At 69.5% G+C, this 12,141-nt stretch carries 13 protein-coding genes; 7 read left to right on the top strand and 6 right to left on the bottom strand.

What is annotated here, in order from left to right; translation table 11 throughout:
- Window positions 1-196 precede the first annotated feature (196 nt).
- Window positions 197-715, bottom strand: a complete 519-nt coding sequence (locus MVA01S_RS25115; RefSeq protein ID WP_003932384.1) for a hypothetical protein — start codon at window positions 713-715, stop codon at window positions 197-199.
- 131 nt (window positions 716-846) lie between these two features.
- Between MVA01S_RS25115 and MVA01S_RS25110 the strand changes: the two genes are divergently transcribed.
- Window positions 847-1,710: a hypothetical protein gene (locus MVA01S_RS25110; RefSeq protein ID WP_003932383.1), complete on the top strand. Its 864-nt coding sequence runs from the start codon at window positions 847-849 to the stop codon at window positions 1,708-1,710.
- A gap of 20 nt (window positions 1,711-1,730) precedes the next feature.
- Window positions 1,731-2,651 carry an alpha/beta fold hydrolase gene (locus MVA01S_RS25105; protein WP_003932382.1) on the top strand — a complete coding sequence of 307 codons (921 nt, stop codon included), beginning with the start codon at window positions 1,731-1,733 and terminating at the stop codon, window positions 2,649-2,651.
- Between the two features lie 7 nt (window positions 2,652-2,658).
- On the opposite strand, the gene MVA01S_RS25100 is transcribed toward MVA01S_RS25105, so the two are convergent.
- Genes MVA01S_RS25100 through MVA01S_RS25090 form a run of 3 tightly spaced genes read right to left on the bottom strand, consistent with a single transcriptional unit; the run spans window position 2,659 to window position 4,996 of the window.
- The gene (locus tag MVA01S_RS25100) at window positions 2,659-2,883 is read right to left on the bottom strand and encodes a hypothetical protein (RefSeq protein ID WP_040542540.1); all 225 of its coding nucleotides are present in this window, start codon (window positions 2,881-2,883) and stop codon (window positions 2,659-2,661) included.
- Window positions 2,884-2,938: 55 nt separating this feature from the next.
- The gene (locus MVA01S_RS25095) at window positions 2,939-4,207 is read right to left on the bottom strand and encodes a competence/damage-inducible protein A (RefSeq protein ID WP_003932380.1); all 1,269 of its coding nucleotides are present in this window, start codon (window positions 4,205-4,207) and stop codon (window positions 2,939-2,941) included.
- Window positions 4,208-4,249: 42 nt separating this feature from the next.
- Entirely contained in the window at window positions 4,250-4,996 is a 747-nt protein-coding gene (locus MVA01S_RS25090; RefSeq protein ID WP_003932379.1) for a glucose 1-dehydrogenase, read from the bottom strand.
- A 79-nt stretch (window positions 4,997-5,075) separates the two neighbouring features.
- Here MVA01S_RS25090 and MVA01S_RS25085 point away from each other — a divergent pair, with 79 nt between their 5' ends.
- Window positions 5,076-6,152, top strand: a complete 1,077-nt coding sequence (locus MVA01S_RS25085; RefSeq protein WP_003932378.1) for an NAD(P)H-dependent amine dehydrogenase family protein — start codon at window positions 5,076-5,078, stop codon at window positions 6,150-6,152.
- On the opposite strand, the gene MVA01S_RS25080 is transcribed toward MVA01S_RS25085, so the two are convergent.
- Both MVA01S_RS25080 and MVA01S_RS25075 read right to left on the bottom strand, forming a co-directional pair.
- Window positions 6,153-6,587 carry an ATP-binding protein gene (locus MVA01S_RS25080; protein ID WP_237024177.1) on the bottom strand — a complete coding sequence of 145 codons (435 nt, stop codon included), beginning with the start codon at window positions 6,585-6,587 and terminating at the stop codon, window positions 6,153-6,155.
- A gap of 56 nt (window positions 6,588-6,643) precedes the next feature.
- On the bottom strand, window positions 6,644-7,027 hold the full coding sequence (locus MVA01S_RS25075) for an STAS domain-containing protein (RefSeq protein WP_003932376.1): 384 nt from the start codon (window positions 7,025-7,027) through the stop codon (window positions 6,644-6,646).
- A 206-nt stretch (window positions 7,028-7,233) separates the two neighbouring features.
- Between MVA01S_RS25075 and MVA01S_RS25070 the strand changes: the two genes are divergently transcribed.
- From MVA01S_RS25070 to MVA01S_RS25055, 4 genes are all read left to right on the top strand, one after another.
- Entirely contained in the window at window positions 7,234-7,998 is a 765-nt protein-coding gene (locus tag MVA01S_RS25070; RefSeq protein WP_003932375.1) for an HAD family hydrolase, read from the top strand.
- Between the two features lie 53 nt (window positions 7,999-8,051).
- Window positions 8,052-9,182, top strand: coding sequence for a nitronate monooxygenase (locus tag MVA01S_RS25065; protein WP_003932374.1), 1,131 nt, complete (start codon window positions 8,052-8,054; stop codon window positions 9,180-9,182).
- Window positions 9,183-9,251: 69 nt separating this feature from the next.
- The gene (locus MVA01S_RS25060) at window positions 9,252-9,833 is read left to right on the top strand and encodes a TetR/AcrR family transcriptional regulator (RefSeq protein WP_040542358.1); all 582 of its coding nucleotides are present in this window, start codon (window positions 9,252-9,254) and stop codon (window positions 9,831-9,833) included.
- A gap of 8 nt (window positions 9,834-9,841) precedes the next feature.
- Window positions 9,842-12,070: a molybdopterin-dependent oxidoreductase gene (locus tag MVA01S_RS25055; RefSeq protein ID WP_003932372.1), complete on the top strand. Its 2,229-nt coding sequence runs from the start codon at window positions 9,842-9,844 to the stop codon at window positions 12,068-12,070.
- Window positions 12,071-12,141: the final 71 nt, after the last annotated feature.

Raw genomic sequence — 12,141 nt, 5'->3', positions numbered from 1 at the left:
CCCCACCGTCAGCCACTTCAACAAGGCCCACAAGGGCCGGCTGGCCCGTGCGCTGGCGACCACCCGATCCGAGCCCGCCGACGCCGCAGCGGTGGCGGCGGTGGCCCGGCGCGCCGACATGCGGGTCGAGCGTCGCGGCGACCACCTCACCGTGGTGGTGTCTGCCTGAAAAGCGCTGGGCTGCAGTCCGATAGGACTACTTCGAGATGACGAAATCGGTGGTGTAGAACTCCTCGGGCGTCTGCGAGAACGGGCTCGGGCGGGTGACCGAGGCCCACACGCCGGTGGTGCCGGCGGCGATCGGGCCGCGGACGGTGACCGATCCTGATCCGGCCCCGTCGGTGAACAGCGTCGCCGCCAGCACTCCGGGATCCCCGGCGTTGCAGGACGACGCCGACGCGCGCGGCATCTGGATCACGCGGACGTCGTACGGCGTGTTCAGCGCCCCGGTCGCCATCTGCAGGTCGGCCACCAACTCGCCGCCCTCGACCCGGAACTGGCCGAACACCCTGCCGTAGGAGGTGGGCCCGGTGTAGGCGAACTTGCTGAAATCGCATCGCCGCCAGGTCTGGCTGAACGGCGCCATGACCGGTCCTGCGGACATGTGCGGTTGGGCCAGTGCGACTCCCGTCCCGCCCTGGCCGGGCCCGAGCCCGAACCCTGCGGCGGTGACGGCGGTGAGAGCGGCCAGGAAGATGCGTGCGGCGCGGAACATCCGGGGATTGTCTCACCCAGGCTCGGCTGCGCGGGGCGCGTCGGTCCATCCGGTGCCCGAAGCCGTCTTCTGCGACCCCCGCCGGCGGTACCGTAGGTCGGCCGGCCGGCGGACCGTGACTTGGGGGCCACATGCTCAGAGACATCCGCGAACTCGCGGATTCACCGCAGGAGTACGCCGAGGAGCTACGCAGGCGCTGGGGAGGTCTGCTCAGCTACCGCTACCTCGGGCGCAGCTACGCGCAGATGGACCTGGGTCCGCGGGACGACACCGTGACCGTCCGCCGGGACATGCGCGACGGGGCCGGTGGCCTGCTGCTGGCGGTGCTCGGCATCACCTCGCCCGAGGGCGGGCACATGTCCGACCTGGAGGCCGTGCCCAACCCGGTGATCCACTCCTGCCAGGTCCTCGATCCCGGCCTCGGCGTCGGCCGCATCGAGATCGTCTCCGAAGAACTCAAGCGCGGCCGGCAGATGGGATACAGCCGCTCGAAGGTCGTCGATGCCGACGATCCCGCCCGGGTGCTGGCGCTGACCGAAGGGCAGGGCATCAGCATCGGCACCCCGCCCGCCGGCCTGCAGAAGATGGAGGCCAACCCGATGGTGATCCTGGACTCCCCGGATCTGCCACCGCTGTGGGAGGTCTTCGGGGCCCGGCTGCGCACCGACGGCCGCTGGGCGCTGCCCGAACTCGCGCCCGACGTGGCCTCCCCCGACGCGGCGCTGCACATCGGCCCCCAGTTCGTGGTGTTGGAGACCGCGGCGATCCACCGCGCCGCCGCGCTGACCGGCACCACGCACCTGCACGGGGTCGCCTCCCACGTCATGTTCGTCGCGCGCGGCAAGGCGGGACCGTTCCGGGTGGAGACCGAACCGCTGCCCGGCGCCGGCGGCCGCACCGCGGTACGGGTGACCATGCACGACGAAGGCGCCGACGACCGGCTGATCACCATCGGTTCCTACTTGTTCGACCGAGCCACTCAAGGCGCCGACTGAGGCGTGCGACACTTTCGCGCATGGCTGTCGACATTGCGCGTCCCAAGCTCGAAGGCAAGGTCCTCGTCGGCGCCGACCGCCAACTCGGTTTCGCGGAGTTTGGTGATCCGCAGGGCCGGGCGATCTTCTGGCTGCACGGCACACCCGGTGCGCGCAGACAGATCCCGGTCGAGGCGCGGGTGTTCGCCGAGACGCACGGTATCCGGCTCATCGGCGTCGACCGGCCGGGGATCGGCTCGTCGACCCCGCACGAATACCACCGGGTCATCGATTTCGCCGCCGATCTGCGCACCGTCGCCGACACCCTCGGCATCGACAAGATGGAGATCATCGGACTCTCCGGCGGCGGCCCGTACACGCTGGGCTGCGCCGCGGCGATGCCGGACCGGGTGGTCGCGGTCGGCGTGCTCGGCGGCGTCGCCCCGACCCAGGGGCCCGACGGCATCGGCGGCGGCATCATGGGCACCGTCGGTCTGCCGGTCGCTCCGGTGCTCGAACACGTCGGTGCGCCGCTGAGCTTCGTCGCCACCGGGCTGATCCGGCTGATCAAACCCGTCGCCGAGCCGATCCTCTACCTGTACGCGAGCATCTCTCCCGAAGGCGACCGCAGGCTGCTGGCGCGTCCGGAGTTCAAGGCGATGTTCCTCGACGATCTGCTCAACGGCAGCCGCCGTCAGCTGGCGGCCCCGTTCGCCGACGTGGTGGTGTTCGCCCGGGACTGGGGCTTCCGGCTCGACGAGGTCAAGGTGCCGGTGCGCTGGTGGCACGGCGACTGCGACCACATCGTGCCGTTCGCCCACGGCGAGCACGTCGTGGCGCTGTTGCCCGATGCCGAGTTCCGTCCGCTGCCCGGCGAGTCCCATCTCGGCGGGCTCGGCGAGGCCGAGGAGATCATGCAGACCATGAGCGACCTGTGGGACGACTACGAGGCGACGCGCTGACCCGCCACTACCGCTTCAGCCAGCCGCGCACCGTCGGCAGATCCTTGCTGTAGGTCTGCAACATGTCTTCGTGGTACAGCGTGCCGCCGCTGATCGCGGCGTCGCCCTGCCAGACGATGTGGACCCGGACCACGCCCTTGTCGAAGTAGTCGCTGCGGTCGGTGACGCGGTGATGCCAACCGGCCTGCTCGGCGAGCTCCGAAACCGCCTGCCGCTCGTCGGTGTCAACCATCGGTGAGTCCTCCATGTGTTCTGGACGTCCGGAAAGTCGTTCCCGTGCGACCACCCTAGCCGTCACCGGACAGGGCCCTCCGGAGCAGATGCATCGCCACGGTCGTCGAGCGTTCGCGGACATCCGACCGGTCCCCCGGCAGCCGCGTCGTCCTGGTGATCGGGGCGCCGTCGGCCAGCGCCACCGAGAAGCACACCGTGCCGACCGGCTTGGCCGGTGTGCCGCCGCCGGGTCCGGCGATCCCGGTGATCGCGATCGCGGTGTCGCAACCGAACCGGCGGAGCGCCCCGGCAGCCATCGCCTCGGCCACCGGCTCCGACACCGCGCCGTGCTGCTCGATGAGCGTGGCGTCCACCCCGAGCAGTTCGGTCTTGGCGTCGTTCGAGTAGGCCACCACGCCGCCGGCGACGTACGCCGACGAGCCGGGCCGCTCGGTCAGCCGGGCTGCCAGCAGTCCCGCGGTGCAGGATTCGGCAGTCGCGACGCTGCGCCCGGCCAGCAGTCCAGCGACCTGGTCGTCGACGAAAGCGCCGTCCTCGGAGAACATCTCGCGGCCGTGCCGCGCACGCAGCGCCGCTACCAGCTCGGCGTAGGCCGGGGCGTCCTGCGGTTCGAATCGGGTCACGATCTCCAGCTCGCCCCGTCGAAGGCAGGTGGTGATCTCCAGCCGGTCGAAGCCCGCGACGGTCTTCTCGGCTTCCCGCAACGTGTCGGCCAGCCCTGACTCGGGCAGCCCGAACATCCTGATCGTCTGCTGCTGGTACCGGGTGCGGCCGGCGATCGCGGACTGCACCGCCGAGGTGGCCACCGCCGCCTGCCACATCGGTTGCAGTTCGCGGGGCGGGCCGGGCAGCACCACGACGGTCGGCGTGCCGGGAACGACGAGTCCCGGCGCGGTGCCCACCGGGTCCAGGACCTCCGCGCCGGCCGGGACGAGGGCCTGCTTGCGGTTGGCAGCCAGCACCGCTTCGGCGTCGACGCCGGGGAAACGCGCCATCATGCCCGTCACGATGTCGCCGATCTTGGCTTCCAGCCCGGCGTCGAGTACCACGTCGCGTCCGCAGAACCGGGACACGACCTCCACGGTCATGTCGTCGGCGGTCGGCCCGAGACCCCCGCTGGTGATGATCAGATCCACACCCTGGGCCCCCAGGAACTCCAGTTGCGCCTCGATGTCGGCGGGCCGGTCGCCGCACAAGGTGATGTGGCCCAACTCCACGCCGAGCTCGAGGAGCCGGTCGGCCAGCCAAGGGCCGTTACGGTCCTGGACGCGTCCGGTCAGGACCTCGGTTCCGGTCACCACGATGCCGGCGCGTGCGCTCACGAGAGACGACCTTACGCAGGCGCGGGGACGGACCGGCGGCGGCTACTTGTGTGGGACGTCGTTGGTCAGGCCGCCGTCCATCACGTACTCGGCGCCGGTGGAGTACCGCGACTCGTCGCTGGCCAGGAACACGATGAAAGTGGCGACCTCCTCGGGCTGACCCGGCCGGCCCAGCGGGATGCGCAGCATGTTGTCCGGGAAGTGTTTGGTCATCGGGGTGCGGATGAAACCGGGGTGCACCGAGTTCACCCGGATGTTGTGCGCGCCGAGTTCCAGGGCGGCCGATTTGGTCAGGCCGCGCACCGCCCACTTCGACGCGACGTACGGGTGCACCATGACGGCGCCGCGCAGTCCCTCGATCGAGGAGATGTTGATGATCGAACCGCCGCCTGCGGCCTTCATGGCCTCCACCGAGTGCTGCATGCCGAGGAAGGTCCCGGTCAGGTTGACGTCGATCACCTTCTGCCACTTGGCCATGTCGAACTGGCCGATCTGGCCGAGTGCCACCGTGCCCGCGTTGTTGACGAGGACGTTGAGCGTGCCGAACGCGTCGATCGCGGTCGCGACCGCGGCCTCCCACTGGTCGGCCTGGGTCACGTCGAGGTGCACGTAGCGGATCGAGTCCGGGGTCTCGGCGTTGATCTCGTCGGCCAGCGCGCGGCCCTTCTCGTCGAGGATGTCGCCGATCACCACCTTGGCGCCCTCGGCGATCAGCGCCCGCGCGTCCGCGGCGCCCATGCCCTGCGCCCCTCCGCTGATGAGTGCCACTTTTCCGTCCACGCGTCCCATGGGGCGACAGGCTACCGCACCGGTGTACACAAATTAGAACCTGTTCCTATTTGCTCGCCGGGCCCGCATACTGCTGGCCATGGCGATTCGCGTGGCACTGATCGGCACGGGTAACTGCGGCAGCCTGGCGCTGCGCCAGCTCATCGAGGACGAGCGATTCGACCTCACCGGCGTGTGGGTGTCGTCGGAGGCGAAGGTGGGCAGGGACGCCGGTGAGCTCGCCGGGCTGGACGTGACCACCGGCGTGACCGCCGTCGACGACCTGGGCGCCATCGTCGCGGCCAAACCGGACTGCGCGGTGTACTGCGCGATGGGGGACGTGCGAACCAGGGAGGCGCTGGCCGACGTCCGGGCTCTGCTCGAAGCGGGCATCAACGTCGTGGGCTCCTCCCCCGTGTCGCTGCAGTACCCGTGGGGCGTCATCCCCGAGCGCGCCATCGACCGGGTGGAAGATGCGGCGCGGCAAGGCAACGCGAGCTTGTTCATCACCGGCGTCGACCCCGGTTTCGTCACCGATCTGCTGCCGCTGGCGCTGGCGAGCACCTGCCAGAGCATCAGTCAGATCCGCACGATGGAGATCGCCGACTACGCCACCTATGACGGTGCGACCGTCATGTTCGACGTGATGGGGTTCGGGAACGAGATCGGTGATCTGCCGTTCCTCTATCAGCCCGGGATGCTCAGTGCGGCATGGGGTGTGGGCATCCGCCAGCTCGCCGCCGGTCTCGGGGTCGAGGTCGACGAGATCAGGGATTCGGTCGAGCAGGAGCCGGCGCCCGAGGATTTCGACGTTGCGGTCGGCACGATCAGGAAAGGCACTGTCGCGGCCGTCCGGTTCCTCATCGAGGGCATGGTGGGCGGTCGGCCCGCGATCGTCGTCGAGCACATCACCCGGCTGCGCGGGGACCTGCGGCCGGATTGGGCGCAGCCGGCTCAGGGGGGCGGCTCCTACCGGGTCGAGATCACCGGCGAACCGTCCTACGTGATGGACATCTGCCCGACGAGCCGCAACGGCGACCACAATTACGCGGCGATCCTGGCCGCGGCGGCGCGGATCGTCAACGCGATACCGGATGTCGTCGCGGCTGCTCCCGGCATCCGCAGCACCCTCGATCTGCCGCTGGTGACGGGCGGGGGCACCTACCGGGCCGGGTGATCAGATCCGGTTGACGCCGCGCCATTCCAGTCGGACGGTGGTGCCGCTGGTGGACGGTTCGATCGTCGCGCAGTCCGACAGTGTCTCCATCAACGGGATGCCGCGGCCCCGGGTGCGGGGTGCGGGGTCGATCTGGCGCTGACGCCACACGCCCCGGTCGTAGATGCAGACCGTCAGCGTCCCTGCGCGCTCGTCGTACACGGCCTGGATGTCGATGGTGCCGGGCTGCTCGGTCTGCAGGTACGCGAATTCCGCCGCGTTCGCCAGGCCTTCGTTGATCGCCAGCACCATGTCGCTGGTGCGGATTTCGTCCAAGACGAAGAAGCGCTTCAACCACTGGGAGAAGTCCTGACGTACCCGAGCGACCGCGCCTGCGTCAGCTTCGAGCCCGATCCGCTCGAAGCGTTCGGCGTTGGCTACCTCAGCTGGAGGCATGGAATCGATCATGGCAGTCGGTGGCTACCCCTCAGACGATTTTCTAAGCGGACTTCCTAGGTGTCGCGCGCCGCGAGCGCCTCGTCGAGATTCGGGTAGAGCCGGACGATGTCGGCGATGCCGACGAGCTTGAGCGGACGACTCGTCGCTGGGCCGTCGGCCACCACGCTGATCGTCACATCGTCGCCCGCCTTGTCGTGGGCGGCGACCAGCACGCCCATCCCGGCCGAGGCCAGGAACTCGACGTCGGTGAAATCGATCACCACCGCGGTGGGCTGCTGGCCGAGGGCGGTGTCGATGGCCGTCTCCAGCTGCGGTGACGTGAGCATGTCGACAACCCCGGACACTCCGACGACGGCCGTCCGATCGACCCACCGCTGCGTGACGACACAGTTCGACGCGCTTGCGGCGCCCGTGCCTTCGGCTGCTTGCTCGTCCAAGGTTCACCTTCCATATCAAGGCCGCTCGCCGCACTATGCGAGGGCACATAGTGCTACTCACACAGGCTGCGTCTCAACCCGGCATGACCAAACTACCGTGGCCGTCTGCGGCAGCGACCAGGGCACAGATTAAACCAGGAGGACCCGCGACGCCCGTAGCATGGCTTGTCAGCCCCCCGCGCGAGCCGTGATATGAGGAGCGCAATGTGACCGCCGACCCCGCGACCGCGGTCGATCCGCTCGCCGACATCGCCGCCGGGCCGTCAGGTCCGCAGGTCGGCGCGTTCTTCGACCTGGACGGCACGCTGGTGGACGGCTTCACCGCCACCGCCCACGCCGGGGACCGCATCCGGCGCCGTCAGGCCCGGATCGGCGAGGTCACCGGCGTCATCGAAGCCGCGATGCGCTACAAGATCGGCCGGGTGAACTTCGGCAAACTGCTCGAGCGCGCGGCCGGCTACCTGAGGGGCGAGTCGCTGGCCGACCTCGACGCCGTCGGCGACCGGTTGTTCGCCGAGCGGGTGAGGTCGCGCCTGTTCCCCGTGATGCGTGAGATCGTGCTGGCCCACCAGCAGCTCGGGCACACCGTGGTGCTCAGCTCGTCGGCGCTGACCATCCACGCCGAACCGGTCGCCCGCTACCTGGAGATCGGGCACGTGCTATGCAACCACTTCGAGCTCGACGAGCAGGGCCTGCTGACCGGCAGGATCGCCCGGCCGGTGATCTGGGGTAAGCAGAAGGCCGCGGCCGTCGAGCGGTTCAGCGCCACCGCCGGCGTCGACCTGCAGCGCAGCTACTTCTACGCCGACGGCAACGAGGACATCGCACTGATGTCACTGGTGGGTCGTCCGCGGCCGGTGAACCCCCGGCGGGAGCTGGCCGCGGTGGCCGCACAGCGCGGCTGGCCGGTGCTGCGGGTCAGCACGCCGGGGAAAGGGCCCGCGGGCGGACTGCGCGGTGTACTAAAGTAGAACACGTTTCAGTTTTCTGCTTTTCACCGTCATGAGCCCACCAGGAGCGGACTATGCATACTCCCCTGTGCGACGAATTGGGTATCGAGTTCCCGATCTTCGCCTTCACCCACTGCCGTGACGTGGTCGTCGCAGTCAGCAAGGCCGGCGGGTTCGGTGTGCTGGGCGCGGTGGGCTTCACCCCCGAGCAGCTCGAGATCGAACTGAACTGGATCGACGAGAACATCGGCGACCACCCGTACGGCGTGGACATCGTGATTCCGAACAAGTACGAGGGCATGGACGCCAACATGTCCGCCGACGAGCTGAAATCCACGCTCAACGCACTGGTGCCGCAGGAGCACCTGGACTTCGCCAAGAAGATCCTGGCCGACCACGGGGTGCCGACCGACGACAGTGACGACAACGCGCTGCAGCTGCTGGGCTGGACCGAAGCGACCGCCACCCCGCAGGTCGAGGTCGCGCTGCAGCACCCGAAGATGACGCTGATCGCCAACGCGCTGGGCACCCCGCCCAAGGACATGATCGAGCACATCCACGCCGAAGGCCGCAAGGTTGCCGCGCTGTGCGGCTCCCCCTCGCAGGCGCGCAAGCACGCCGATGCCGGAGTGGACATCATCATCGCGCAGGGCGGCGAGGCCGGTGGGCACAGCGGCGAGGTTGGCTCGATCGTGCTGTGGCCCCAGGTCGTCAAGGAGGTGGCACCGGTTCCGGTCCTGGCAGCCGGCGGCATCGGCAGTGGCCAGCAGATCGCCGCGGCGCTGGCGCTCGGCGCCCAAGGCGCCTGGACCGGCTCGCAGTGGGTGATGGTCGAGGAATCGGAGAACACCCCCGTCCAGCACGCCGCGTACGCGAAGGCCTCCAGCCGCGACACCGTCCGCAGCCGGTCGTTCACCGGTAAGCCGGCGCGCATGTTGCGCAACGACTGGACCGAGGCTTGGGAGAACCCGGAAAACCCGAAGCCGCTGGGAATGCCGCTGCAGTACATGGTGTCCGGGATGGCGGTGGCCGCGACGCACAAGTATCCGAACGAGACCGTCGACGTCGCGTTCAATCCGATCGGCCAGGTCGTCGGCCAGTTCACCAAGGTCGAGAAGACCTCAGCGGTCATCGAGCGCTGGGTGCAGGAGTACCTGGAGGCCACCAACACGCTCAACGAACTCAACGAGGCCGCGAGCGTGTAGCGATTTCACCGGGCAGCCCCCTCTCGGTTATGTAGAGTTGCATACATAGCCAGAGAAAGGGGCTGTTCTGTGACGACTCCTCGTGAGCGGATGGTCATCTCCACCGCGCTGCTGATCCGGGAGCGCGGTGCGCACCCGACGGCCATCGCCGACGTGCTCGCCCACAGCGGCGCCCCCCGCGGTTCGGCCTACCACTATTTCCCCGGCGGCCGCACGCAACTGCTGTGCGAGGCCGTCGACTACGCCGGCGAGTTCATGGCCGAGCGGCTCGCGGAGGCGCCCTCGACGCTGGAGGCTCTGGACCGGCTCTTCGCCGGATACGCCAAACAGTTGCAGGACAGCGACTTCCGCGCCGGATGTCCGGTGGTCGCGGTCGCCGTCGAATCCGGTGATCCGGACAAGCCCGACCAGTCCGCTCCGGTGATCGAGCGTGCCGCCGCGGCGTTCGCGCGCTGGCGGGAGGTGATCGCCCAGCGGCTACTCGACGACGGTGTCCCCGCCGAGAACGCGACGGCCCTGGCGATGCTGGTGCTCACCTCGTTCGAGGGTGCCATCGTCGTCGCGCGCGCGTCACGCGACCTGCAGCCGCTGGACCTGGTCGCCGACCAGCTGCGGCAGCTGATCGGCGCGCAGACCGCCGGCCGGAAGTGAGCCGGGCGGTGGCCGGTGAATGGCAGCCCACCGCGTGCATTCTCTGTGAGTGCAACTGCGGCATCGTGGTGCAGGTCGAGGACCGCACCCTCGCGCGCATCCGGGGTGACAAGAACCATCCCGCCTCCCGCGGCTACACCTGCAACAAGGCGCTGCGGCTGGACCACTATCAGAACAACCGCAACCGGCTGACCGCACCGATGCGGCGCAGGCCGGACGGGTCGTACGAGGAAATCGACTGGGAGACCGCGATTTCGGAGATCGCCGCGGGCTTCCGGGCGATCGCCGACACCCACGGCGGCGACACGATCCTCTATTACGGCGGCGGTGGGCAGGGCAATCACCTGGGCGGTGCCTACAGCGGGGCGTTCCTCAAGGCGCTGGGCTCGCACTACCGGTCCAATGCGCTGGCTCAGGAGAAGACCGGAGAACACTGGGTCGACGCCCAGTTCTACGGCGGGCACACCCGCGGCGAGTTCGAGCACGCCGAGGTGTCGGTGTTCGTCGGCAAGAACCCCTGGATGTCGCACAGTTTCCCGCGGGCCCGCGTGGTGCTCAACGAGATCGCCAAGGACCCGGCCCGTTCGATGATCGTGATCGATCCGGTGGTCACCGACACCGCGGCGATGGCCGACTTCCACCTGCGGGTGCGGCCCGGGACCGATGCGTGGTGCCTGGCCGCGCTGGCCGGGGTGCTGGTGCAGGAGAACCTGTGTGACGAGGCCTTTCTCGCCGACCACGTCACCGGCACCGAGGCGGTGCGCAACGTGCTCGCCGAGGTGCCCGTCGCGGACTACGCCGGCAGGTGCGGCGTCGACGAGGACCTGCTGCGCGCGGCCGCGCGGCGCATCGCCGCGGCGGGCAGCGTCGCGGTCTTCGAGGACCTCGGCGTGCAGCAGTCACCGCACAGCACCCTGTCCTCGTACCTGAACAAGATGCTGTGGATCTTGACCGGGAGTTTCGCCAAACCCGGTGGGCAGCATCTGCATTCGTCGTTCGCGCCGCTGTTCCGGGCGGGCGGGGTGGGCCGGACCCCGGTGACGGGCGCGCCGATCATCGGCGGCCTGATGCCGAGCAACGTGATCGCCGAGGAGATCCTGACCGAGCATCCGGACCGCTTCCGCGCGATGATCGTCGAGAGCAGTAACCCGGCGCACTCGGTCGCCGACTCGGCCGCGATCACCCGGGCGATGGGCGAGCTCGAGCTGATGGTCGTCATCGACGTGACCATGACCGAGACCGCGCGGCTGGCGCACTACGTGCTCCCGGCGGCGACGCAGTTCGAGAAGGTCGAGGCCACGTTCTTCAACCTCGAGTTCCCGCACAACACCTTCCACTTGCGGCACCCGCTGATGGATCCGATGCCCGGAACCCTGCCCGAACCCGAGATCTGGGCACGCCTGATGCGCGCGCTCGACGTCGTCGACGACGCGGAACTCGCTCCGCTGCGCCGCGCCGCGGAGCAGGGCCTCGCGCCGTTCACCGAGGCGTTCCTGTCGGCTGTGGCCGCCAACCCGCGGCTGGGCAGGGTACTGCCGTTCGTGCTGTACGAGACGCTCGGTCCTACGCTGCCCGACGGGTGCGGCGGTGCGGCGGCGCTGTGGGGTCTGGCCCAGAAGGCCGCGATGACGTATCCGGCGGCGGTGCGCCGCGCCGGCCACGCCGACGGCAACGCGCTGTTCGACGCGATCCTGCGGAGCCGCTCGGGGGTGACCTTCACCGTGCACGAGTACGAGGACGCCTTCACCCTGATCACGCACCCGGACCGCAGGATCGCGGTGGACATCCCGGAGCTGCTCGCCGACGTGCGGTCGCTGGCCACGGCCCCGGCCGCGCTGACCTCGGCGGAGTATCCGATCGTGCTGTCGGCCGGAGAACGTCGCGCCTACACCGCCAACGACATCATCCGCGACCCGGCCTGGCGCAGGCGCGACGCCGACGGTGCGCTGCGGATCAGCATCGAGGACGCGGCCGCACTCGGGCTCGGAGACGGTGACCGGGCCCGGATCACCACCGCCGCGGGCAGTGCGGAGGCCACCGTCGAGGTGAGCGACGCGATGCTGGCGGGGCATGCGTCGCTGCCGAACGGCTACGGCCTGGACTTCGCCGACGGTGCCGGTGGGACGCAGCTTCCCGGGGTTGCGCCGAACGCGCTGACGTCAGCGTCGTGGCGCGACGCCTACGCCGGGACGCCGTGGCACAAGCATGTGCCTGCCCGGCTCGACAGGGCGAACTAAGGCGCGACCGGAGCGGGGGGCGCGACCGGCGCCGGAGCGGGCGGGGCCGGAGCGAGCGGGGCCGGAGCGAG

Origin of the sequence: Mycolicibacterium vaccae NBRC 14118 = CIP 105934 (assembly GCF_001552715.1) — a bacterium.
Taxonomy (GTDB): Bacteria; Actinomycetota; Actinomycetes; order Mycobacteriales; family Mycobacteriaceae; genus Mycobacterium; species Mycobacterium vaccae.
Note: the sequence above shows the minus strand (reverse complement) of the source record. Positions and strands in the feature narration are given on the sequence as shown.